The sequence below is a fragment of the Actibacterium sp. D185-2 genome (assembly GCF_054954595.1).
In genome coordinates this window covers 476,335-499,259 of the sequence record NZ_JBPWNX010000001.1, presented here as the reverse complement: position 1 = coordinate 499,259, position 22,925 = coordinate 476,335, and the positions used below count along the sequence as shown (strand labels likewise).

The 22,925-nt window shown below is 65.7% G+C and carries 23 protein-coding genes; 12 read left to right on the top strand and 11 right to left on the bottom strand.

The genetic code is table 11. The features are described from left to right. Positions 1-4 precede the first annotated feature (4 nt). From ACSR1C_RS02510 to ACSR1C_RS02500, 3 genes are read left to right on the top strand one after another with little or no spacing between them, the layout of a single operon-like run. Positions 5-1,054: a saccharopine dehydrogenase gene (locus ACSR1C_RS02510; RefSeq protein ID WP_460257739.1), complete on the top strand. Its 1,050-nt coding sequence runs from the start codon at positions 5-7 to the stop codon at positions 1,052-1,054. A gap of 10 nt (positions 1,055-1,064) precedes the next feature. Further along, entirely contained in the window at positions 1,065-1,322 is a 258-nt protein-coding gene (locus ACSR1C_RS02505) for a SemiSWEET family sugar transporter (protein ID WP_460257738.1), read from the top strand. Positions 1,323-1,341: 19 nt separating this feature from the next. Beyond that, positions 1,342-2,487 carry a saccharopine dehydrogenase C-terminal domain-containing protein gene (locus tag ACSR1C_RS02500; protein WP_460257737.1) on the top strand — a complete coding sequence of 382 codons (1,146 nt, stop codon included), beginning with the start codon at positions 1,342-1,344 and terminating at the stop codon, positions 2,485-2,487. A 3-nt stretch (positions 2,488-2,490) separates the two neighbouring features. Here ACSR1C_RS02500 and ACSR1C_RS02495 read toward each other — a convergent pair whose 3' ends face one another. The 10 genes from ACSR1C_RS02495 to ACSR1C_RS02450 form a co-directional block, all read right to left on the bottom strand. Continuing rightward, a complete protein-coding gene (locus ACSR1C_RS02495) occupies positions 2,491-2,883 on the bottom strand; it encodes a DUF3775 domain-containing protein (protein ID WP_460257736.1) in 393 nt (130 codons plus the stop codon). 68 nt (positions 2,884-2,951) lie between these two features. Then, on the bottom strand, positions 2,952-4,121 hold the full coding sequence (locus ACSR1C_RS02490; RefSeq protein ID WP_460257735.1) for a DNA recombination protein RmuC: 1,170 nt from the start codon (positions 4,119-4,121) through the stop codon (positions 2,952-2,954). Continuing rightward, the gene (gene mutL, locus ACSR1C_RS02485; RefSeq protein ID WP_460257734.1) at positions 4,118-5,950 is read right to left on the bottom strand and encodes a DNA mismatch repair endonuclease MutL; all 1,833 of its coding nucleotides are present in this window, start codon (positions 5,948-5,950) and stop codon (positions 4,118-4,120) included. Before mutL ends, ACSR1C_RS02490 begins: the two co-directional genes overlap by 4 nt. Before the next feature lie 164 nt (positions 5,951-6,114). Next, positions 6,115-7,428 carry a M16 family metallopeptidase gene (locus ACSR1C_RS02480; RefSeq protein ID WP_460257733.1) on the bottom strand — a complete coding sequence of 438 codons (1,314 nt, stop codon included), beginning with the start codon at positions 7,426-7,428 and terminating at the stop codon, positions 6,115-6,117. Continuing rightward, on the bottom strand, positions 7,425-8,777 hold the full coding sequence (locus ACSR1C_RS02475; protein WP_460257732.1) for a M16 family metallopeptidase: 1,353 nt from the start codon (positions 8,775-8,777) through the stop codon (positions 7,425-7,427). Before ACSR1C_RS02475 ends, ACSR1C_RS02480 begins: the two co-directional genes overlap by 4 nt. Before the next feature lie 80 nt (positions 8,778-8,857). After that, a complete protein-coding gene (locus tag ACSR1C_RS02470) occupies positions 8,858-9,388 on the bottom strand; it encodes a DUF3035 domain-containing protein (RefSeq protein WP_460257731.1) in 531 nt (176 codons plus the stop codon). Between the two features lie 79 nt (positions 9,389-9,467). Then, complete coding sequence (lspA, locus tag ACSR1C_RS02465; protein ID WP_460257730.1) at positions 9,468-9,938, bottom strand: signal peptidase II; 471 nt, start codon at positions 9,936-9,938, stop codon at positions 9,468-9,470. Between the two features lie 7 nt (positions 9,939-9,945). Further along, positions 9,946-11,532, bottom strand: a complete 1,587-nt coding sequence (gene purH / locus ACSR1C_RS02460) for a bifunctional phosphoribosylaminoimidazolecarboxamide formyltransferase/IMP cyclohydrolase (RefSeq protein ID WP_460257729.1) — start codon at positions 11,530-11,532, stop codon at positions 9,946-9,948. A 21-nt stretch (positions 11,533-11,553) separates the two neighbouring features. Then, positions 11,554-13,260 (bottom strand): heparinase II/III family protein, encoded by a 1,707-nt coding sequence (locus ACSR1C_RS02455; protein WP_460257728.1) that lies wholly within the window; start codon positions 13,258-13,260, stop codon positions 11,554-11,556. A 140-nt stretch (positions 13,261-13,400) separates the two neighbouring features. Further along, a complete protein-coding gene (locus ACSR1C_RS02450) occupies positions 13,401-14,681 on the bottom strand; it encodes an RsmB/NOP family class I SAM-dependent RNA methyltransferase (RefSeq protein ID WP_460257727.1) in 1,281 nt (426 codons plus the stop codon). A 72-nt stretch (positions 14,682-14,753) separates the two neighbouring features. On the opposite strand from ACSR1C_RS02450, the gene ACSR1C_RS02445 reads away from it, so the two are divergent. Continuing rightward, positions 14,754-14,936 (top strand): DUF1674 domain-containing protein, encoded by a 183-nt coding sequence (locus ACSR1C_RS02445; RefSeq protein ID WP_460257726.1) that lies wholly within the window; start codon positions 14,754-14,756, stop codon positions 14,934-14,936. A gap of 12 nt (positions 14,937-14,948) precedes the next feature. Here ACSR1C_RS02445 and dapB read toward each other — a convergent pair whose 3' ends face one another. Next, positions 14,949-15,758 (bottom strand): 4-hydroxy-tetrahydrodipicolinate reductase, encoded by an 810-nt coding sequence (gene dapB / locus ACSR1C_RS02440; protein WP_460257725.1) that lies wholly within the window; start codon positions 15,756-15,758, stop codon positions 14,949-14,951. Between the two features lie 99 nt (positions 15,759-15,857). On the opposite strand from dapB, the gene rbfA reads away from it, so the two are divergent. From rbfA to pnp, 8 genes are all read left to right on the top strand, one after another. Beyond that, entirely contained in the window at positions 15,858-16,271 is a 414-nt protein-coding gene (gene rbfA, locus ACSR1C_RS02435) for a 30S ribosome-binding factor RbfA (RefSeq protein ID WP_460257724.1), read from the top strand. Further along, positions 16,258-17,007: a phosphodiester glycosidase family protein gene (locus tag ACSR1C_RS02430; RefSeq protein WP_460257723.1), complete on the top strand. Its 750-nt coding sequence runs from the start codon at positions 16,258-16,260 to the stop codon at positions 17,005-17,007. The genes rbfA and ACSR1C_RS02430 overlap by 14 nt, the downstream gene beginning before the upstream one ends. Before the next feature lie 35 nt (positions 17,008-17,042). Continuing rightward, positions 17,043-17,948 (top strand): tRNA pseudouridine(55) synthase TruB, encoded by a 906-nt coding sequence (gene truB / locus ACSR1C_RS02425; RefSeq protein ID WP_460257722.1) that lies wholly within the window; start codon positions 17,043-17,045, stop codon positions 17,946-17,948. Between the two features lie 128 nt (positions 17,949-18,076). Further along, positions 18,077-18,583 carry a DUF1643 domain-containing protein gene (locus tag ACSR1C_RS02420; RefSeq protein WP_460257721.1) on the top strand — a complete coding sequence of 169 codons (507 nt, stop codon included), beginning with the start codon at positions 18,077-18,079 and terminating at the stop codon, positions 18,581-18,583. Between the two features lie 160 nt (positions 18,584-18,743). Then, on the top strand, positions 18,744-19,700 hold the full coding sequence (locus ACSR1C_RS02415) for a calcium-binding protein (protein ID WP_460257720.1): 957 nt from the start codon (positions 18,744-18,746) through the stop codon (positions 19,698-19,700). A gap of 73 nt (positions 19,701-19,773) precedes the next feature. Then, positions 19,774-20,073 (top strand): DUF5665 domain-containing protein, encoded by a 300-nt coding sequence (locus tag ACSR1C_RS02410; protein ID WP_460257719.1) that lies wholly within the window; start codon positions 19,774-19,776, stop codon positions 20,071-20,073. A gap of 139 nt (positions 20,074-20,212) precedes the next feature. Further along, the gene (gene rpsO, locus ACSR1C_RS02405; protein ID WP_460257718.1) at positions 20,213-20,482 is read left to right on the top strand and encodes a 30S ribosomal protein S15; all 270 of its coding nucleotides are present in this window, start codon (positions 20,213-20,215) and stop codon (positions 20,480-20,482) included. Positions 20,483-20,700: 218 nt separating this feature from the next. Continuing rightward, complete coding sequence (gene pnp, locus ACSR1C_RS02400; RefSeq protein ID WP_460257717.1) at positions 20,701-22,839, top strand: polyribonucleotide nucleotidyltransferase; 2,139 nt, start codon at positions 20,701-20,703, stop codon at positions 22,837-22,839. Positions 22,840-22,925 lie beyond the last annotated feature (86 nt).

The window sequence follows — 22,925 nt, the reverse complement described above, 5'->3', positions numbered from 1 at the left end:
GCCGATGACGCATCTGTGGGTCCGGGCCGAACAGCGCCCGCATGAGGAACGTGTGGGCCTGACCCCCGATGGGGCCAGGGCGCTGCTGGACAAGGGTATTCGCGTGACGGTCGAGCAAAGCGCAACCCGCGCGATCCCGATCGACGGCTACCGCGCCGCAGGCTGCGGCATCGCCCCCGAAAACGCCTGGCCCGACGCGCCGCAGGACGCGATCATCTTTGGCCTGAAAGAACTGCCCGAGGATGGCACCCCCCTGCCGCACCGCCACATCATGTTCGGCCACGCCTACAAGGGGCAGCATTCGGGCAAGGCGCTGTTGCAGCGGTTCAAGGCCGGCGGCGGCACCCTGTATGATCTGGAATATCTGGTGGACGAGGCCGGGCGCCGCGTCGCCGCCTTCGGCTATTGGGCGGGCTATGCCGGTGCTGCGGTCACGCTGAAGGCCTGGGCCGCCCAGCAGCGCGGCGCAATCTGCGGCCCGGTCGGTGCCTATCCCGGCAAAGAGGCCCTGCTGGCCGATCTGGCCATGGATCTCGGCGACGCCGCCCGCCCCAGGGCCATCGTCATCGGCGCGCTGGGGCGCGTCGGCACGGGGGCTGCGGATCTGTGCGAAGCAATGGGCGTCGCCGTTACCAAATGGGACATGGCCGAAACCGCCAGCGGTGGCCCCTTCCCCGAGCTGCTGACCCATGACCTGTTCCTCAATTGCATCTTCGCGCGCCCCGGCACGCCCGTTTTCGTGCCCGCCTCGGCCCTGACGGCCGAGCGCAGGCTGACCGCCATCGGCGATGTCGCCTGCGACCCCGACAGCGATTATAACCCGGTCCCCGTCTATGACCGCGCCACCACATGGGAAGCCCCCGTTCTGCGCGTGGCCACCGACCCGGTGCTGGATGTGATGGCGATCGACAACCTGCCGTCGATGCTGCCGGTCGAATCGTCGCAAGATTACGCCGGGCAGCTCTTGCCTTCGCTGCTGACGCTCGACACTCTGGACACAGGTCTCTGGGGTCGGGCCAAGGCCGAGTTCGACATGCATGTCAAAAATGTCTGAGGAAGGTCACATGGCCAACACCACCGATGTCATCGGCTTTGCAGCGGCTGGGCTGGGCACGATCTGCTGGTTGCCGCAGGCCTTCAGAACCTGGAAGACCAAAGCGACCAGGGACCTTTCGCTCTGGACCAATCTGCTGATTTTGATGACGGTCAGCCTTTGGCTTGCCTATGGCATTCTGCTGGCCTCCTGGCCGCTGATCATTGCTAATGTGATCTCGGTTCTTCTGGTCGGGGCGATCGTTCTGGCCAAACTGATCTATAAGTGACGGCATAAAGGACAACACAATGACAATCCATTGGTGCGGCACCGGCCTTTCCGCCATTCCCGGCCTGCGGCGGCTGATCGAAGCGGGCCATGATGTGACCGTCTGGAACCGCACGCGCGACAAGGCGCAGGCGGCAGTGGGCGACCTGACCGCCGACATCCGCATCTTCGCCATCGACGATCTGGCCGAGGCATTGGCCAAGGGCGATGTGGTGGTGTCCATGCTGCCCGCCGAATGGCATGTGCCGCTGGCCGAACTGGCGATCGCCAAGGGCGCGCATTTCGTATCCTCCAGCTATATCGCGCCCGAGATGCGCGCGCTGGACGATGCCGCGCGCGCGGCAGGTGTGGCGCTGGTCAACGAGGTCGGGCTGGACCCCGGCATTGACCATGTCATGGCGCATTGGCTGATGGCCGATTACCGCGCCTCGGGCAGCTATAATGCCGCCAATGAATATGAATTCATTTCGTATTGCGGCGGGGTGCCGAAAGAACCGAACCCGTTCCGCTACAAGTTCAGCTGGTCGCCGCTGGGCGTGCTGAAGGCGCTGCGCTCCGCCTCGCGCTCGATCCGGGATTTTTCGACGCTGGATGTGGCGCGGCCCTGGGATGCGATCAGCAGCTATACCGCACCCCTGCCGCAACCCGAAAGCTTCGAGGTCTATCCGAACCGCGATTCACTGCCCTTCATGGCAGACTACGGGTTCGAGCCGGGCTGGAAGGTCAAAAGCTTCGTGCGCGGCACCCTGCGGCTGAACGGCTGGGCCGACGCCTGGGGCGATGTATTCAAAGAGGTCGAGACGCTGGAAGGCCCCGAAGGCGACGCGCGGCTGAAAGAGATGTCGGATCAGTTCTGGACCGAAAACGCCTATGACGAAGGCGAACCCGACCGCGTGGTGCTGTGCGTCGCGCTAAAGGTCACGCGCAACGGCGCCCCCGTATATCACAAGACCTATGTGATGGACGCCTGGGGCGACGTACGCAGCACCGCGATGGCGCGGCTGGTGTCGGTGCCTGTGTCGCTGGCGGTCGAGGCGGTTCTGAACCGTGAAATCCCCGCCGGGGTCAGCGCGGCACCAAGCGACCCGAAACTGGTGGCCCGCTGGATGGAAACCACCGGCCGGCTTGCACAGCATCTTCATGTGGTCGACCACCTGAAGGGCTGAGCCCTAGTACAGGTCTTCTTCGAGGTCGGTCACCGACAGGTCGAGCTTATCAAGCCCGTCTTCCAGATAGTCCGGCAGCAGCGGCACCCCCAGCAGATAGTCTGCCGTGGGGGTGGTCGCCTCGTCCCTGGCGGTCTGGATCGCCTCGTCCAGATCGTCCACGCTATAGGTATCGCGGCCGATCCACATCAGCGCCACCAGACTGGCCTTTTCATCCGCGTTCAGCGCGTCGATGAAGGCGCGCAGCTCGGCTTCGGTGGCATCGCCTGCGCGTGCCTCAAGGATCGTATCGGCATCCGCCGTGTCGCCGGGGCTGTCCCAACGGCCCACCTTCACGTCGATTTCACGCGCGCGAAGGATCACGTAGGCAACTTTACTGGGGTTGATTTCAAGCATTTCATTCCTCCCGACAGGGTCAGGGCAGTTTCGCCCCTTCAGCACAGATGCACAAGAGGAGATACATGTCAGTCGTGCTTTGCCAGCGGCACAACCGGTTCCACGCTCTCGGGGGGGACCTCTTCGAAATCGAAATTGTCCAGCCGTGCCGCGCGCTTGCCCGCCCGCTCGGCGGCGGTGCTGATCCCGTCCAGATCGCCGCGCGCCTGGGCGAAATGGGTGTTAAGCTTGCCCACCCGCTCGACCACGATTTCCACATCGCGGTGAAGCTGGCGCAGAGTCTTGCGGATGGCGCCGGCCTGTTCGCGCATCCGCGCATCCTTCAAGATCGCGCGCATCGTGTGCAGCGTGGCCATGCAGGTGGTCGGCGACACGATCCAGACCCGCGCGGCAAAGCCTTCGCGCACCAGTTCGGGGAAATTGGCGTGCAATTCGGCGTAAACGGCCTCGGACGGCAGGAACATCAGCGCGCCGTCGGCGGTTTCGCCTTCGATGATGTAGCGCTCGGAAATCGCGCGGATATGCCCCTTGACCGAGGTGCGCAACTGCTTGGCGGCCTCGTTCAGTTCCCACTGCGTGTTGGCGCGGCGCAGCGCCTCGTACGCCTCCAGCGGGAATTTGCTGTCGACCACGATCGGCCCCGGCGGGTTCGGCAGATGGATCAGGCAATCGGCCCGCTTGCCATTCGAAAGCGTCGCCTGCAACGTATAGCTGTCCGACGGCAGCGCCTTGCCGACGATATCATTCAACTGAATCTCGCCGAACGCGCCGCGGGTCTGCTTGTTCGACAGAATATCCTGCAAGGACAGGACATCGCCCGACAGTTTCTCGATATTCGCCTGCGCCTTGTCGATGGTTTCCAGCCGTTGCTGCAAATCGCCCAGACTGCGCGCCGTGCGGGTGGCGGTGCCCTGCAGGTTCTCGCCCATCACGCGGGTCACGTCAGCCAGGCGCTGCTCCATCAGGTGCAGCATGTTGGTCTGGCTTGCCGCCTGCGCCTCTGACACATGGTTCAGCCCGCCGGCAAGCTGCTGCTGCCCGTCCGACAGCATCTGAACGCTGCGGCCCAGCTGATCCATCTGATAGATCAGCGGCGCGCTCATCTGCGCCGACTGCCCGGCCCGGCGCACCGCCATCACCAGCAGTATCAGCACCAGCCCGATAACGCCCGCCACGACCAGCACCGCCAGCACCAGCGGGTCGTTCAACATATAGCTCTGATCGCCGATCTGGATCATGTGCGTCCGAACAGCCTTTCGATGTCAGACAGTTTCAGTTCCACATAGGTGGGCCGCCCGTGATTGCACTGGCCCGAATGCGGCGTGGCCTCCATTTCGCGCAGCAGCGCGTTCATCTCCTCGCCGCGCATCCAGCGGCCCGACCGGATCGAGCCATGACAGGCCACGCGGCTCAGGATCGCCTCGATCCGCGCCTTCACGCTTTGGCTGTCGCCCAGATCGTCCAGCTCATCCAGAATGTCGTGCAGCATCGCACCCGCGTTCACCTCGCCCAAAATGGCCGGGGTTTCACGCACCGCCACCGCCCCGCCGCCAAACGGCTCGATCACCAGCCCCAGCTGCGCCAGATCGCCCGCAACCTCCAACAACCGCGCGCAATCGCCTTGCGACATCTCGACGATCTCGGGGATCAGCAACGCCTGCGCCGCCACACCGTTTTCGGCCATCTGACGCTTGAGCTTTTCATAGACCAGCCGCTCATGCGCCGCGTGCTGATCAACGATCACGATGCCGCCCGCCGTCTGGGCGATGATGTAATTTTCATGCACCTGCGCCCGTGCCGCGCCCAGCGGCAGATCGGCGGCCTCGACCCCGGTCTCCTCGACCCGGCCCGATGGTGCCGCCGCCTCGGCAAAACCCGGCATATCCTGCGGCGCCTGCGCGCCATGGCTGGCCCGCAATGCGCCGGGCGACGGGCGATCCATCTGATAGACCCGCGCCGGCCCCACGGGTTCCACCCGCATCGCGCCCAGCGTCGCCCCGGCCACGGTGCTCGACGCCCGGTGCCCCGCCGCCGCCAGCGCATGGCGCAGCGCCGACACGATCAACCCGCGCGCCACCCCCGGATCGCGGAACCGGACCTCGGCCTTGGCCGGATGCACGTTCACATCCACCAGATGCGGATCGCAATCCAGAAACAGCGCCGCCGCCGGATGCCGGTCCCGGCTCAGGAAATCGGCATAGGCGCCGCGCAACGCCCCCACCAACAGCTTGTCGCGCACCGGCCGCCCGTTGACGAACAGATACTGCGCCACCGCAGACCCCCGCGAATAGGTCGGCAACGCGGCATAGCCGGTCAGATGCAGCCCCTCGCGCTCGGCATCGATGGGCAGGCTGTTCTCGGCGAACTCGGTGCCCAGCACCCGCGCCAGCCGCCCGTGCAGCGCGTCGAACATGTCGCCGGATTCGGCATCGGCCCGGAACGTCACCCGCCCCTCGCCACCGCCCGACAGATCGCGCAGGGTAAAGCCGACAAACGGCTCGGCCATGGCCAGCCGCTTGACCACATCGGAAATCGCCTGGGTCTCGGCCCGGTCGGAACGCAGAAACTTCAGTCGCGCAGGCGTGGCATAGAACAAATCGCGCAGCTCGACCACCGTGCCGCGCGTCAGTGCCGCAGGCTTCACCGGCGCCACCTGCCCGCCCGACACCGCGATCTCTGCCGCGGCGCCACCCGCGCGCGAGGTGATCTTCAACCGCCCGACCGCCCCCAGCGACGGCAGCGCCTCGCCCCGGAAACCAAAGGTGTGGATATTCAACAGATCCGAACCGTCGATCTTGGACGTGGCATGGCGCGACAGCGCCAGCGGCAGATCCCGCGCCGCGATCCCGTGCCCGTCATCGCTGACCCGGATCAGCGTCTTGCCGCCATCCGAAATCGCCACCTCGACACGCCGCGCCCCGGCATCCAGCGCATTCTCGACCAGTTCCTTGACCGCCGAGGCCGGGCGCTCGACCACCTCACCGGCCGCGATCCGGTTGATCGCGGCCTCGTCCAGCTGCCGAATGACCGGCGGCTCAGCGCTTATGTTGGGGTGGGGCGAATTCATACCACAAGAATTAGCACGCCCAATCCCGATTCGACCATGGGGGTTTCACACCCCCTGCTTCTTCTTCGCACAAATATCCCCGCCGGAGGCATACCCGAGCCGCCCTTGGCGGCGAGATGAAAGGAATCGCCCGGAACGGGCGGCATTTCGAAAAAACCACCGGTTCAGTTGGTGCTCTCCAGCCCCTTGGGCTGCCCCACCACCACAAAATGCAGCGCGTCGGCATCCAGCAGGCGGGCCGCCACCCGGCGCAGATCCGCCTGCGTCACGGCATTCACCTTGTCGTTGCGGGTGGCGATGTAATCCACGCCCAACCCCTCCATCTGCATGCCCACCATGATGTTGGCAATCCGCTCGTTGCCGTCGAACCGCAGCGGATAGGCGCCGGTCAGATAGGTCTTGACCGCGTCCAGCTCGTCTTGCGTCACACCTTCGGCCGCGGCCTTGGCCCATTCGTCCCGGATCACGCCGATCGCCTCGGCCACGCGATTGTTGGCCGACGCCACCTGCCCCAGCACCAGATTGGCATGGTCCATCGTGTAGAGGTAAGAATAGACACCGTAGGTCAGCCCGCGCTTTTCGCGCACCTCCTCCATCAGCCGCGACGAAAACCCGCCGCTGCCCAGAACGCTGTTCAGAACGAAGGCCGGAAAGAAATCGGGATCGCGCCGCGCGATGCCTTCGTGGCCGAACACAGCCACCGATTGCGGTGTGTCGAACGGCACCACGGTCACGCCGCCGCCCAGTTGATAGTCGGCCGGGCCGGGCATCGGCGCGCCGGTGTCCGGCAGCCCGGCAAACAGCCGGTCCAGCAGCGCGCCCAGTTCCGCCGCCGAAATGTCCCCCACCGCCGAGACGTACAGCCTGTCGCGCGCCATCACCCGGTCCTTGGCGGCGATCAGGTCGTCGCGGGTCAGTGCGGCCAGACTGTCCGCTGTCCCATCCGGTGCCGTACCGTAAGGGTGATCGCCGAAGGCCAGCGCGTTGAAGGTCTGCGAGGCGATCTTGTCGGGGTCCTTTTCATCCGACCGGATCGACGACAGGACCTGCCCGCGCACACGTTCCACCGCGTCGTCGTCAAACCGCGGCGCAATCAGCGCCTGATGCAGCAGATCGACCGCCTGATCCCGGTTTTCGGTCAGGACCTGCGCCGAAACCGACAGCGCATCGTTATAGACATCGAACTTGAACGACGCGGCCAGCGCATCGCGCGCGGTGGCGAAGCCGCGCGCATCCAGATCGCCCGCGCCTTCCTCCAGCAGTCCGGTCATCAGGTTGATCGCCCCGCGCTTGCCCGGCGCGTCCAGACTGGCACCGCCCTTGAACCGGATCTCCAGCGCGACGAAGGGGATCTCGTGGCTTTCCACCAGCCAGGCGTCGATCCCGCCGGGCGAGGTGATTTCCTGAATGTCCACCGCCGCGCGAACGGGCAGCGACACCAGAAGTGTCAGAACACAGGCAACGGCGAAACGGATCATTGGGTCACCTCCGGCGCATCGTCGCGCATCAGCCAGCCGGTCACGGCCTTGTCGCGGTCAAAGACCATATGGGCCGCCGTCATCACATCGTCGGGCGTAACCTGTTGCAGCACCTCGGGCCAGTCCTGCACGTCCCGCACCCGCAACCCTATGGCCAGCGCCTCGCCATATTTGCGGGCCAGGCCCTGAATGTTGTCGTCGGCATAGATATTCGCGGCCCGCATCTGCATTTTCAGGCTGTCGAATTTCTGCGCATCCACACCGGTGTCCAGAAATTCGGCGATCACCCCGTCCATCGCGTCCTCGGCCTGTTGCAGGCTGACGCCCTCGGCCGGCACCACCACCAGACCGAAGGTCGTGTCATCCATCGACCCGCCATCATAGAACGCGGCGGTGTAAAGCGCGGTCTGGGTGTCGAATTGCAGCCGCTCACCCAGAAGCGAGGTCGCGCCGTCGCCGCCCAGCAATTCGGCCAGATAGACCAGCGCCGCCGCGGTCTTTTGGTCGCTCGCGTCCCGCTCGGGCGCCAGATAGGTGCGCATGACATAGGGCTGTGCCACGCGCGGATCGGCAAAGCGCAGCCGCCGCTCGGCCAGTTGCGGCGGCTCTTGCGGGCGGGCGCGGGGCATGGCCGCGTCGCTGGGCGCCAGCGGGCCGTAATAGTCTTCGGCCAGCGCGCGCACCGCATCGGGGGTCACATCGCCCGCCACCACCAGAATCGCGTTACTCGGGGCATAGTTGGCACGGTAGAAGGCCAGCGCGTCGGCGCGCGACAGGGTTTCCATCTCGGCCCGCCAGCCGATGATCGGGATGCCATAGGGGTGGTTCATGTACTGCGCCGCGCGGCTTTGTTCGCTGAACAAGGCGGCGGCGCTGTTCTCGGTACGCTGGTTGCGCTCTTCCAGAATCACGTCGCGTTCGGTCAGCACGTCGGTTTCCGACAGGGTCAGCCCCTCCATCCGGTCGGCCTCCATCTGCATCATCAGGGCCAGACGGTCGGCCGCGATGCGCTGAAAATAGGCCGTATAATCCCACGAGGTGAACGCGTTGTCGGACCCGCCATTTGCCTCGACAATGTCGGAAAACGTCCCCGCCGGATAGGCATCGGTGCCCTTGAACATCAGATGTTCCAGAAAATGCGCGATCCCGGATTTGCCCGCAGGTTCGTCCGCAGCGCCGACCTTGTACCAGACCATGTGGACGACGACCGGGGCGCGGTGATCCTCGATCACCACGACCTGCATCCCGTTATCAAGGGTGAAATCCGTCACCGTATCCGCAAACGCGGCCGGGACCAGAAGCGGCAAAAGGACAAAGGTGCTCAGGCACCGGCCGATATGGCGCAGCATGGCAGGACTCCGGGTTGATGCACGGTTAAGCTATGACAATATCGCGCGGGTGCAAGGCCGACCACAGGGTTGTGAGCGTGCTATTCCGGCGCGGGCGGGGCGCCCACGTTACGCACGCCCAACTGGCGCCAGCGGTTCAGCTCCGCGTGCTGGTCGAGCGATTGCTTGCGGTAGGCCTTGTAATAGACATTGACGTTGAACACCCGTTCCAGCAGCCGGCCGTCGTTGCGCCGGCGATAGTCCAGATCCTCGGCCGCCAGGGTCTGACGGATATCCGTGGCCGTGCCGAACCGCGTGGCCTGCGCCATCAGCGCGCCGTCAGAGGCCGGAATGGCGGTCACCGCCAGCCGCGCGGGATTGCCGCCAAGCGCGGCGACGGCGTCGGCCTCGGGGGTGGGGTCCACCCGGTTCGACCCGCCCGGTGTGGGCGCCGGCAGGGCGGCCAGATCCTCGGGCATGGCGATGGGCTTGTTCGGCAGGATCGCGAATTCATCCGGTGTGATGGTGGAGGCACGGATGTTCATCAGCTCGGGCTGCTTGTCGCCCGCGCAGCCGGCCAGCGCCAGCGCCGCCATCACAGAGATCATAATCACCACGCGCGAACCACGCATCCCGGCCTCCTCCACACGTCTTTTGCACCCGATCTTGGCACCTGTCTTCGGCCTTCTTTAGCGCATGGCCGGGGGCGCGTCACGGGGTCTTCTTGCCCTCGGTGAACAGGAGCAGCCCCGCCGCCCCCGCGAAAATGGCGATATCGGCCACGTTGAAGGAATAGGGATTCCGAATCCCGCAGCACGACATGTTCAGAAAATCCGCCACCGCGCCCAGAAAGATCCGGTCCGCCACATTGCCCAGCGCGCCCCCGACCAAAAGACCGGCCGACAGCAGAACCCGCGGCGCGCGCGGGGCCCGGCGGGCCCAGAAGGCGACCCACCCCGCGATCCCCAGCGCCAGCGCCACCAGCACCCAGCGCATGATATCGGTCTCTTGGGTGAACAGGCCGAAATTTACGCCGCGATTCCACGCCATGCGGAAATTCAGGAATGGCGGCACCACGTCGATCGACAGTCTGGTACGCAGATCCAGCCCGAAGACCACAAGGTATTTCGTGGCCTGATCGACCACGAAAACCAGAATTGCCGTCAGGGTCAGCAAGCGCATCGGGGCCTCAGTGCCGGAAATGGCGCATGCCGGTGAACACCATGGCCAGCCCCGCCTCGTCCGCCGCCGCGATGACCTCGTCGTCGCGCATCGAGCCGCCGGGCTGGATTACCGCGGTGGCCCCCGCCTCGGCCGCGGTCAGCAACCCGTCGGGGAACGGAAAGAACGCATCCGACGCCACGACCGAGCCATGGGTCAGCGGCGCGGGCAGGCCCAGCGCCTCGGCCATGTCCTGTGCCTTGCGCGCGGCGATGCGGGTGCTGTCGACGCGGCTCATCTGGCCCGCCCCCACGCCCACGGTGGCGCCGTCCTTGACATAGACGATGGCGTTCGACTTGACGTGTTTGGCAACGGTCCAAGCAAACAGCAGATCGGCGATCTCCTGCTCGGTCGGCGCGCGTTTGGTGACCACTTTCAGGTCGGCGGCGCTGATTTCGCCATTGTCCTTGTCCTGCACCAGAAACCCGCCCGACACCTGCTTGAACGCAATCGCGGCCGCCGCCGGATCGGGCAGCCCATCGGTGGTCAGCAGGCGCAGGTTCTTCTTCTTCGCGAACACCTCGCGCGCGGCGCCGTCGGCCCCCGGCGCGATCACCACTTCGGTGAAGATCTTGGCGATCTCTTCGGCGGTGGGGCCGTCCAGCGGCTGGTTCAGCGCGATGATTCCGCCAAAGGCCGAGGTCCGGTCGCAATCGAACGCGCGGCTATACGCCTCGGTCAGGGTCGCCCCGGTGGCCACGCCGCAGGGGTTGGCGTGCTTGATGATCGCACAGGCCGGGCCGGCCCCCGCGAATTCGGCAACCAGTTCGAACGCGGCGTCGGTATCGTTGATGTTGTTATAGGACAGTTCCTTGCCCTGCCATTTGCGCGCCGTCGCCACGCCGGGCCGGGCCGAGCCATCAGTATAGAACGCCGCCTTCTGATGCGGATTTTCGCCATAGCGCAGGCTTTGCGCCAGATCGCCGGCAAAGGCGCGGCGGCGCGGGGTTTCGACCCCGATCGCGCCCGCCATCCAGGTCGACACCGCCGCATCATAGGCCGCGGTGCGGGCATAGGCGGTCTGCGCCATGCGCTTGCGGGTTTCCAGCGTGGTGTGGTCGTCGTTGCGATCCAGTTCGGCCAGGACGACGTGGTAATCCTCGACATCGACCACCACGGTGACGAATTCATGGTTCTTGGCCGCCGCGCGGATCATCGCCGGACCGCCGATATCGATATTCTCGATACAATCGGCATAGTCGCCGCCCTTGGCCACGGTTTCCTCGAACGGATACAGATTGACCACCAGCAGATCGATCGCGGCGATCTGATGCGCCTCCATCGCGGCCAGATGTTCCTGATCGTCGCGCAGCGCCAGCAGCCCGCCATGCACCTTGGGGTGCAGCGTCTTGACCCGGCCATCCATCATTTCGGGAAAGCCCGTCACATCGGCCACGTCGCGCACGCTCAGCCCCGCCTCGCGCAGCGCCCTTGCGGTGCCGCCGGTGGACAGAAGTTCCACCCCCCGTGCGTCAAGCGAGCGGGCGAAATCGATCAGCCCGGTCTTGTCGGAAACGGAGAGAAGCGCGCGGCAAAGGGGCACGAGGTCAGTCATACAGAGTCATCCTGTTCAGTTTCACACGGACAGCGGGCCGTCATCCGGCACCAGATCCCGAATCCCGAGCGGTGTATCCTGCGCCTTGGCGAGCGTCCAGTTTATCTGTCCCGCATAGTTCAGCACCCGCGATGCCAGCACGATCTGCTGGGTCGCGCGCGGCTTCAGCCGGCCGGTTTCCAGATAGACGCTGGGTTCCAGCCGTAGCTCGGCGTGGCCGTCATGGCGGAACACCCAGATCTCGCCGCTTTTCAATGCCAGCGAAATCGCGGTGCCGCCCATATCCAGCGCGGCGTCCACATCCGGGTGCAGATGAAAGCGCAGCGCATAGGCGATGCCCTGCAGCCGGGCCCGGTCCATCGCCTGATCGAAAACCTTGCGCTGGCGGTCGGAAAACGCGCCCAGCGTGTCCTCGCCGCTCAGTGCGCGGCCGTTATACGACAGATCCAGCCGCCGCGCATGGATCAGCCCGTGGGTCGTGGCATAGCCATCGTGCCAGGCGGTCAGGCTTTGCCCCTCGGGGCCGGCGCTTTGCTGGGCGCCCACATCCTTGGGCGCATCCGCCAGCAATTCGCGGCGGCGCCCCCCGATCAGACGCGCAGCCCCCAGCCGGGCCGACGAATAGCCCGCGATCGCCAGCGTCGAATGCGATTGCGTCGCCCGCCCGGCGCGGCGCCATTCCTCGCCAAAGGACGCGCCCGAGCCGCAGTTGACCACCACCGGCCGCCGCCCCGAGGTCAGCTCGAACGCCAGGGTCGAGGCATGGGCGTTATAGGACACCGCCGGCGCGGGCGGCGCGCTGGCGTCGGTGATGACACTGGTGCGCCCTTCGGACAGCCGGGCATAGCCCATGGCCAGGCCGGTATTCGCCGTGGCCCGCACGCCCGAGGCCGCCAGCGCATGATCCAGCCGCCCCTCGACCCCGCGCCCGCCACCATGGAACCGCGCCAGCCCGCCATCGGCGTGACGCAACGCACGCAGGGTCGGCGCGATCCGCTCGATCGCCTGCACATGGTCGCGTGGCGTGACCTGCCCCGCCCCCGACAACGCCGCGGCGGCCCAGGTCAGCAGGGTGAACACCTCCAGCAATTCCTCGGGGTTGCGGGTGGGGATGCCGCCCTCGGCGTCGATCTGCTCGCGGCATTCGCGGGCCAGCGCCCGTGCCGCCGGGGCCACATGCCGGTCCATACCGCTCAGCGCCAGCCCGGCATAGATCAGCCCGGTCAGCGCCTCGAATCGCGGCAGGCCGGGGGCCGCGCTTTTCCAGCGGCGTGACAGAAAGATGGTCTGTTGACCCAGCGAGCGGAAATAAGCCTCGGACCCGTTGCTTTCCTGCCCGCCCAGCAGAAAGATCGCGTGATTGATCCAGCGGATCAGCCGCCGCCCGGTCAGGTCGGGCGACCAGCCCGGCCCGCGTCCACGCCCGTGGCGCGCGATCCATTCGGCGGTCCAGCCCTGCGCGCGGGTCCGTGCGGCGGCGTCGCCCACTGCGGCCAGATCGTCCAGCCAGGTAAAGCCGTGCAGCTCTTCCTCGAAAACGGATGACGGCATCGGCAGATCCCAGATCGCGGTTTCCGGCGCCTCGACCAGATAGCCCGCGAACAGGAAATTCCCGCCGATCAGCTGCCGCCCGCGGGCAAACGACCCGATGGTGCGCGGCTCGGGCTGCGAGGTAAAGCCGGTGGCCGGTTTCGCCATGGTCGACAGACGCGCGTGAAGACGGTCCATGAAACCGCTGCGCCTGGCCTGCCAGCTTCCGGTGTGCGAAACGCCTGCCATCCTGTCCGTTATCTGCTCTGGGCGGGGGACCCGATTTTAAGCGCGACCATACCGTTCGGCGCGCGGCCTGTCACCGGCGAAAACCCGGCTCAGGCGGGTTTGCGCAACACGGCGATATAGAACCCGTCCATTCCGCCCCGGTCGGGCCAGAAATCGGGGCGCAGGCGGACCCCGCCCTGCGCATCGCGCCAACCATCCTCGACCCAGGGCGCGTCGGGCGGCGCGGCGGTCAGGCCGGGGTGACGGGTAAGGGCGTCCGCGATCTGTTTCTCGCCTTCTTCAGGCAGCAGGCTGCAGGTGCAAAACACCAGCCGCCCGCCGGGTTTGAGAAAATCCAGCGCCCGGTCGATCATCCGCGCCTGAAGCGCGAACAGCGGTTTGATGTCCTTGCCGGTGCGCGCAAAGGGCTGATCGGGATGGCGGCGCAGGGTGCCGGTCGCCGAACAGGGCGCATCCAGCAGGATCGCATCAAACGGCGCCTCGGGCTGCCATGTCAGCGCATCGGCGACGACGATCCGCGCCTCCAGTTCGGTTCGGGCGAGGTTTTCCTCAAGCCGCGCCAGCCGCTGCTCGGATATGTCCAGCGCGGTCACATCGGCCCCGGCGGCGGCAAGCTGCATCGTCTTGCCCCCCGGCGCCGCGCACAGATCGGCCACACGCTCGCCCGGTTGCGCCGCCAGCAGCCTGGCAGGCAGCGCGGCGGCGGCATCCTGCACCCACCACGCGCCATCGCCATAGCCCGGCAGGGCCGACACCTGCACCGGCCCGCTGATCCGCACCGACCCCGTCGGCAACAGATCGCCGCCTACCGCTTCGGCCAGCCCGGCACCATCGCCATCCTTCGGGGTCAAATCCAGCGGCGCGCCCCTGGCGTGGGCCGCTTCCAACGCCAGCACACCAGCCCGGCCATAAAGGCTTTCGAGTCGCCCGCGCAGCCAGCCCGGCATCCGCTGCGGCGGCAGGGCGGCCCAGACATCGGCCGGGGTCTCGGCCGCCTTGCGCAGCACCGCATTGGCCAACCCGGCCAGATGCTGGGTCTTTTGCCCCTTGCGCAGCAGCGCAACGGCGGAATTGACCACCCCGTGCGGGGCGGCGCCCTCTTCCAGCATCTCGACCACCGCCAGGCGCAACACGTTATGCGCCTCGGCCGGTGGCGGCTTGCGCAGCATCGGCGCCAGCACCGCATCGGCCCGGCCCATATGCCGCAGCGTCGACAGCGCCAGCCGCTGCGCCCGGGCCCGCTCTGACGGCTCCAGCCGCGCCAGCGGGCCATCCTCGCCGGTCAGTTCGGCCATCTGCCGGTGCTCTTGCAGCACCAGATGCAACAGGTCTGCCGCCGCGCCCCTTGCCGTGTCAAAGCCGTCTGCCATCTGCCATCCCGTCTTGCCGCTATGCTGCCCCGCCCGTATATCAAGGGAACCAGGCCCACAAGGAGTGCCGACATGAGCGACGACCCCCGCAAAGACCTGCCGCCCGCCGCGATCCGCGCCCTGGCCGAGGCCGAGGAGCGGCGCAAGAAGGCCGCCGACCGGGCCGCCCTGCCCAAGGAACTGGGTGGGCGCGACGGCCCCGAACCCGTGCGCTATGGCGACTGGGAAAAGAAGGGCCTCGCCATAGACTTCTGAGGGCGGGCCGGCTCAGATCCCCAGCACGTCCACCATGTCATACTCGCCCGGGTGCATGTCCTGCCCCCAAAGCGCCGCCTTCAGCGCGCCGCGGGCAAAGATGCGCCGGTCGGTCGCTACATGGCGCAGGATGATCCGCTCGCCCTCGCCCGCGAACAGCACGTCATGCTCGCCCACGATATCGCCGCCGCGAATGGCACTATAACCGATCGCCCCCCGATCGCGCGCGCCGGTGATGCCGTCGCGGCCACGCTCGGCCACCGCATCGTGATCCACGCCGCGCCCCTCGGCCGCAGCCCGGCCCAGCATCAGCGCCGTGCCCGAGGGCGCATCGACCTTGTGGCGGTGATGCGCCTCGATCACCTCGATGTCGTAATCGGCATCCAGCGCCGCCGCGACCCGCCTGGTCAGTTGCACCAAAAGGTTGACGCCCAGGCTCATGTTGCCCGCCCGCACCACCACCGCATGGCGCGCGGCGGCGGCAATCCTGGCCAGATCGTCGGCCATCAGCCCGGTCGTGCCGATCACATGCACCGCGCGGGCCTGCGCCGCCAATGTGGCGAATTCCACCGTCGCGGCGGGCGCGGTGAAGTCGATCACCGCCTGCGCCCTGGCCATCGCCGCCAGCGGATCGTCGGTCACGATCACCCCGGTATCCGGCTCGCCCACCAGCGCGCCCGCATCCTGCCCGATCCAGTCGCTGCCCGCGCGTTCCACCGCGCCGACCAGCCGCGCGGCATCGCTTTCCAGCACCGTACGGATCAGCATCCGCCCCATCCGGCCCGACGCGCCTGCGATCACAATTCCGGGACGATCGGTCATCTTGTTCTCCATCCTATCCATCGGCCCGGTTTAGCCGAGCCGCCCGGCATAAGCAAAGCCCCGCTTGCGCGACGCCGCGCCATCGCCTAGATGCACGTCATGGCAAAAAACAGGTTCAACACGGGCGCAGGCCCTTCCCAGCGCCAGCTTCGCGTGGGCGAGCTGATCCGCCGCACGCTGTCCGACGTGCTGGCGCGCGGCGACATACATGACCCCGATCTCAACCGCATGTCGATCACCGTGGGCGAGGTGCGGACCTCGCCCGACCTCAAGGTGGCCACCGCCTTCGTGCTGCCGCTGGGCGGTGACCACGCCGAAGAAGCCCTGGCCGCCCTGCGCCGCAACCGGTTCGAGCTGCGCCGCGCGGTGTCCAAGGCGCTGACGCTGAAATTCTCGCCCGAGATCCGCTTTGCCATTGACGAAACATTCGACCGGATGGACGAAACCCGCCGCCTGCTGTCGCAAGACAACGTGCGCCGCGATCTGGAAGGGGAAGAGGATGACGAGGCTTAAGCGCCTCCTGTCCGTCCTTCCGCTTGTCCTGCTTCCGGCGCTGGCCCATGCGACCTGCGCGCCCCTCGCCCATGACGGTCTGCCCTATACCGTCTGCACCATCGACCCCGCCACCGAGGATCTGCGCCTGTTCCGGCTGGATGCGAGCGGTCAGGTGCTGGGCAGTTTCGAACGCCTGCGCGATATGCTGGCCGGGCAGGGCAAAGACCTGACCTTCGCCATGAACGCCGGGATGTACCATCAGGATCGTGCGCCGGTGGGCCTGTATATCGAAAACGGCACACAACAGATGCGCGCCATCCCTTCGGCCGGACCCGGCAATTTCGGGATGCTGCCCAACGGGGTGCTTTGCATCACCGACGGCGCCGCGCAGGTGATCGAAACCCGCGCCTATCTGGCCAACCCGCCCGCCTGCCGCTTTGCCACCCAATCGGGGCCGATGCTGGTCACCGGCGGTGCACTGCATCCGCGTTTCCTGCCCGACAGCACCTCGCGTTATATCCGTAACGGGGTGGGCGTGACCGAAACCGGCACGGTCGTCTTCGCGATTTCCGAACGCCCGGTGACGTTCCATGAATTCGCCACCCTGTTCCGCGATGCGCTGCACACGCCCGAGGCGCTGTTCCTCGACGGCAATATCTCGCGCCTGTATTCCCCCGACCTGGGCCGCAGCGATGGCGGCTTTCCGATGGGGCCGATCATCGGCACCGTTGACGCCGCCGCCCCGCTTCGCTAGCACGCGGGCCTTGCACAAGGACCGGAGACAAACCCATGGGCCGCAGCCGTAAGGGACGCGACATTTCAGGCTGGCTGGTGGTCGACAAACCCGCCGGCATCAGTTCGAACGCGGTGGTGAACAAGGTCCGCTGGGCGTTCGGCGCCAGGAAGGCGGGCCATGCCGGTACCCTCGACCCCGAAGCCACCGGCGTGCTGGCCGTGGCCCTGGGCGAGGCGACCAAGACCGTGCCCTATATCACCGACGCGCTGAAGGCCTATGTGTTTACCGTGCGGCTGGGGCAGGCCACCAATACCGACGATGCCGAGGGCGAGGTGATCGCCGAAAGCAGCGCCCGCCCCACGGACGACGAAATCCGCGCCGCCCTGCCGCAGTTCACCGGCGACATCATGCAGGTGCCGCCGAAGTTTTCGGCCGTGAAGATTGATGGCGAGCGCGCCTATAAACTGGCCCGCGACGACGAAGAGTTCGAGATCGCCGCCCGCCCGCTCTATGTCGACAGCCTGGAAATGATCGCCCGCGACGATGCCGACCATGTGACGCTGGAAATGGTCTGCGGCAAGGGCGGCTATGTCCGCGCCATCGCCCGCGATCTGGGCGCGGTGCTGGGCTGCCACGGCCATGTGCGCGCCCTTCGGCGCACCTGGTCGGGCCCCTTCGACGCCGAGGACGGGATCAGCATGGAACTGGTCGAAAAACTGGCCAGAACCCCCGAACTGGACAACTACCTGCGCCCGCTGGAACAGGGGCTCGAAGACCTGCCCGAACTGCGCTGCACCCCCGAGGGCGCGGCGAAACTGCGCAACGGCAATCCCGGCATGGTGCTGACCTCGGACGTTGAATATGGCGACGAGGCCTGGGCCTCGCTCGATGGCAAGGCGGTGGCGGTCGGTATCTACAAATCGGGCGAACTGCATCCCAGCCGGGTGTTCAACCCGTAACCCCCGGCTTCTTTTCCGTTCAAATATCCCCGCCGGAGGCCCGAAAATTCGCAGAATTTTCGCCCCGCTTTTTCGCGGAAAAAGCGCAACCCCTTGCGCAAATAGCCAAGCGCCGCCAAAACCGGGCCATGATCACACGCACCCATCTCAAGGGCGACGCCGCCTCGACCGCCGTCTATTCACCCTGCGAACGCTACCGCTATACCCTGACCCGCGTCTGGAACCCCGAGGGGCAAAAGGCACTGTTCATCATGCTCAACCCCTCCACCGCGACCGAGGTGCAGAACGATCCCACCGTGGAACGCTGCGAACGGCGCGCCCGCGCACTGGGTTTCGGGGGGTTCCGGGTGACCAACATTTTCGCCTGGCGCGACACTGACCCGAAAAAGATGCGCGCGGCGACCGATCCGGTGGGGCCCGAAAACGACGCCGCGATTCTGGAAAGCTGCCCCTGGGCCGACCGGATCATCTGTGCCTGGGGCACCCATGGCGCGCATCTGGGCCGCGGCCCGCAGGTCGAACGCCTGCTGCGCGCCACCGGCCTGCCGCTTTATCACCTCGGGCTCAGTCAGGCGGGCCACCCCAAGCATCCGCTTTACATCGCCTATGCCCGCCAGCCCGAATCCTGGGGCTGACCGCCGCGCCGGCCAATGCTTCAAAATTGGTTAAACCTTTAGAACTGGTTAACCAATGACTTGGAAACCAGTAGCCCTCCGGTGCCTGCCCCGTATTCTGCAGATGGTGGAGAGTGCCCCGCATCCTGTGCGGCGGCATGGGTGACAAGGGGTATGGGTCATGTTTGGCTTGGCAGGTCTGCTTGGGCTTTTGATGGTCGGTTTTTCGGTCGATGTCAGCGACATTGCTGAACCGACCGCGGACGAAGACAATCCTGACGGCGATACGCTTTCGGACGAGGTGCCCGAGAATGAAACGCTGGAAGGCACGGATGAGGCCGACTCGCTTTTGTCCCATATGGGTGACGATGTGCTTTTCGGCGGCGGCGGCGATGATACGCTGAACGGCGCGGGCGGCGACGACCTGTTGCTGGGCGCCGAAGACGACGATTTCCTGATGGGCGAAGACGGCGAAGACGCGCTGGAAGGCGGCACCGGCGACGATACTCTGAACGGTGGCGATGGTAATGACGAGCTGCTGGGCCAGGCCGGCGACGATATTCTGGACGGCGGCGCGGGCGACGACACGCTGATCGGCGGCCCCGGCGACGATCAGATGAATGGCGGCCCCGGCGATGACGGTCTGATGGGCGGCGAAGGCGACGACAGCCTGACCGGCGGGAACGGCGCCGACGTGCTGAACGGCAATCTGGGCGATGACACGATCGCCGGGGTCAACACAGACCCCGACACCGGCGCGATCGAGGATGACGGCGCCCGCGACTATCTGAACGGCGGCGATGGTGACGATCTGCTGGTGATCGGCGGCGGCGACAACGCCACCGGCGGCGACGGGGCCGACACCTTTACCCTGGGCGACTGGATCGACGACGGCGGCCCCGCCCTGATCGAGGATTACAACAGCGAAGAGGACGCGCTGATCGTTCTGTACGACGATGTGGCCCATCCCGACCCGGAACTGTCCATCGAACCTTCGGACACTGACCCCGATGCTACGATGGTGTTTCTGGACGGAATGCCGCTGGTGGAACTGACCGACGCCGCCGGGCTCGACCTGTCCCACATCTCGTTGGTGGCGCAAAGCGCCCTTGCCATGGAAATGGGTGTGGCCGCCTGATATCCGCGCGGGGTTGGCCGCGCCGTGCCGCAGGGCTAGGGTGGCGGCGAACAGCCATCGGGACGATTGCGCCGTGACCAAGATTGACCCCCAGCCCGACCGCCTGACCGACGAGATCGCAGGTTTGCGCGAAGAGATCAGAACCTTCAACCAACACCGGTTCGTGCAAGTGCAGAATTCGTTCTGGCGGCTTCTGGGCTATCAGTTCATGCGCGGAGTCGCGATGGGGCTGGGCACGGTGGTGGGCGCCACGATCCTGGTGTCGGTCGCCGCCTATTTCCTGGCCCAGATCGACTTTATCCCGATCATCGGCGACTGGGCCGGGATCATCGCGCAGGAAATCAACCACGGACAGATGGAGCCGGTGCAGTAAACCTCTGCCCCCTTTCCTTTTGCCGCGAAATCCCCTATACGCGCGCATCCGCCTGTCAATTGGCGGTCAACTTCTCCACGGGCCCTGCTGGACGACATCCCGGCTTGTGCCATTCACCCTTTGCTTAAAGGAGACCCCGATGTCGATTACTGCTGAAGAGAAAAATCGCCTGATCAAGGAATACGCCACCAAGGAAGGCGACACCGGTTCGCCCGAAGTGCAGGTGGCCATCCTGACCTCGCGGATTTCCACGCTGACCGAACACTTCAAAGACCACAAAAAGGATAACCATTCCCGCCGTGGTCTGCTGATGATGGTCGCCCAGCGCCGGAAACTTCTGGATTACCTCAAAGGCAAGGAAGAGGCGCGCTACACCAACCTCATCCAGCGCCTCGGCATTCGCCGCTAAGACAAGGCCGCGCCTCCGATCCGGGGGCGCGTTCTTCTTTCAGATCATGGCATCTGCCGCAGCGGCCCGAAGGCCCGGCAGCTCTGTCAGACGTCCGCAGCCTGCCCTACCGGGCCTTGTGGGGTGGGCAGGATGGAAAGACCAAGAGGCCACGGGGCATACGGCCCCGTACGCAATCGGGGGAACGGGAGGGTCCCACCCCCAACATAGGAAACGAAATGTTTAACGTTACGACAAAATCGATGCAGTGGGGCGACGAGACCCTCACACTTGAAACGGGCAAGGTTGCCCGCCAGGCCGATGGCTCTGTCATCGCCACCCTCGGCGAAACCTCGGTCATGGCCAACGTGACCTTCGCCAAGGAACCGAAGCCGGGTCAGGATTTCTTCCCGCTGACGGTCCACTATCAGGAAAAATACTATGCCGCCGGTAAAATCCCGGGCGGTTTCTTCAAGCGCGAGGCGCGCCCGACCGAAAAAGAGACGCTGACCGCGCGTCTGATCGACCGGCCGATCCGCCCGCTGTTCGTACCCGGCTTCAAGAACGAAGTTCTGGTGATGTGCACCGTGCTGAGCCACGATCTGGTCAACGATCCCGATATCGTGGCGATGATCGCCGCCTCGGCCGCGCTGACCATTTCCGGCGCGCCCTTCATGGGCCCGATCGCCGGTTGCCGCGTTGGTTTCGTGGATGGCGAATACATCCTGAACCCCGAAGTCGACGACATGCAGAACCTGCGCAACAACCCCGAGCAGCGGCTTGATCTGGTTGTCGCCGGCACCAAAGACGCCGTGATGATGGTCGAATCGGAAGCCTATGAGCTGTCCGAGGCCGAAATGCTGGGCGCCGTGACCTTCGCGCATGAGCAGATCCAGCCGGTGATTGACCTGATCATCAGCCTGGCCGAAGCGTCGGCGAAAGAGCCCTTTGACTTCCAGGCCCCCGATTATTCGGACCTGTATGCCAAGGTGAAAGCCGCCGGCGAAGCGGCCATGCACGCCGCCTATGCGATCACCGACAAGCAAGAGCGCACCGCCGCCGTTGCCGCCGCCAAGGAGACCGCCAAGGCGGGCCTGTCCGAGGAAGAGCTGGAAGATACGAACCTCGGCGCCGCCCTGAAAAAGCTGGAAAGCGCCGTTCTGCGGGGCGATGTGGTGACCAACGGCAAGCGGATCGACGGCCGCGCACTGGATACCGTGCGCCCGATCGTCTGCGAAACCGGCCTGCTGCCGCGCACCCATGGCTCTGCCCTGTTCACCCGTGGCGAAACCCAGGGCCTGGTCGTGACCACGCTGGGCACCGGCGACGATGAACAGTTCATCGACGCGCTGCACGGCAACTTCAAATCCAATTTCCTGCTGCATTACAACTTCCCCCCCTATTCGGTGGGCGAAGTTGGCCGCGTTGGATCGCCCGGCCGCCGCGAAATCGGCCATGGCAAACTGGCATGGCGCGCCCTTCAGGCCGTTCTGCCCGCCGCGACCGATTTCCCCTACACGATCCGCATCGTGTCGGAGATCACCGAATCCAACGGCTCCAGCTCGATGGCGTCTGTCTGCGGCGGTTCGCTGTCGATGATGGATGCGGGCGTGCCGCTGAAAGCGCCGGTTGCCGGTGTGGCCATGGGCCTGATCCTGGAAGATGACGGCCGTTATGCCGTTCTGACCGACATCCTGGGCGACGAGGATCACCTCGGCGACATGGACTTCAAGGTTGCAGGCACCGAAAACGGCATCACCTCGCTGCAGATGGATATCAAGGTTGCGGGCATCACGTCCGAGATCATGGAAAAAGCCCTGGCACAGGCCAAGGCCGGCCGTCTGCACATCCTGGGCGAAATGGCCAAGGCGCTGACCGAAGCCGGCGAATTCTCGGCCCACGCGCCGCGGATCGAAACGATGACCGTGCCCACCGACAAGATCCGCGAAGTGATCGGCTCGGGCGGCAAGGTCATCCGCGAGATCGTGGAAGTGTCGGGCGCCAAGGTCGATATCAACGACGATGGCGTGATCAAGATCGCCTCGGCCAATGCCGACGCCATCCAGAAGGCCTATGACATGATCTATTCGATCGTGGCCGAGCCGGAAGAGGGCAAGATCTACAAGGGCAAGGTCGTGAAAATCGTCGATTTCGGCGCCTTCGTGAACTTCTTTGGCAAGCGTGACGGGCTGGTCCATGTCAGCCAGATCGAAAACCGCCGCCTGAACCATCCTTCGGACGTTCTGAAGGAAGGTCAGGAAGTGTGGGTCAAGCTGTTGGGCTTCGACGATCGCGGCAAGGTGCGCCTGGCGATGAAGATGGTCAACCAGGAGACCGGCGAAGAGCTGACAAGCGAGGAAGCTACCACCGCAGAGTAATCCGCGCCGGTTTCTGAGCAATTTCTGAGAATACGAAAGCCCCGGTGTTTCCATCGGGGCTTTTTTCTTATTGAGGGTTCCCCGGT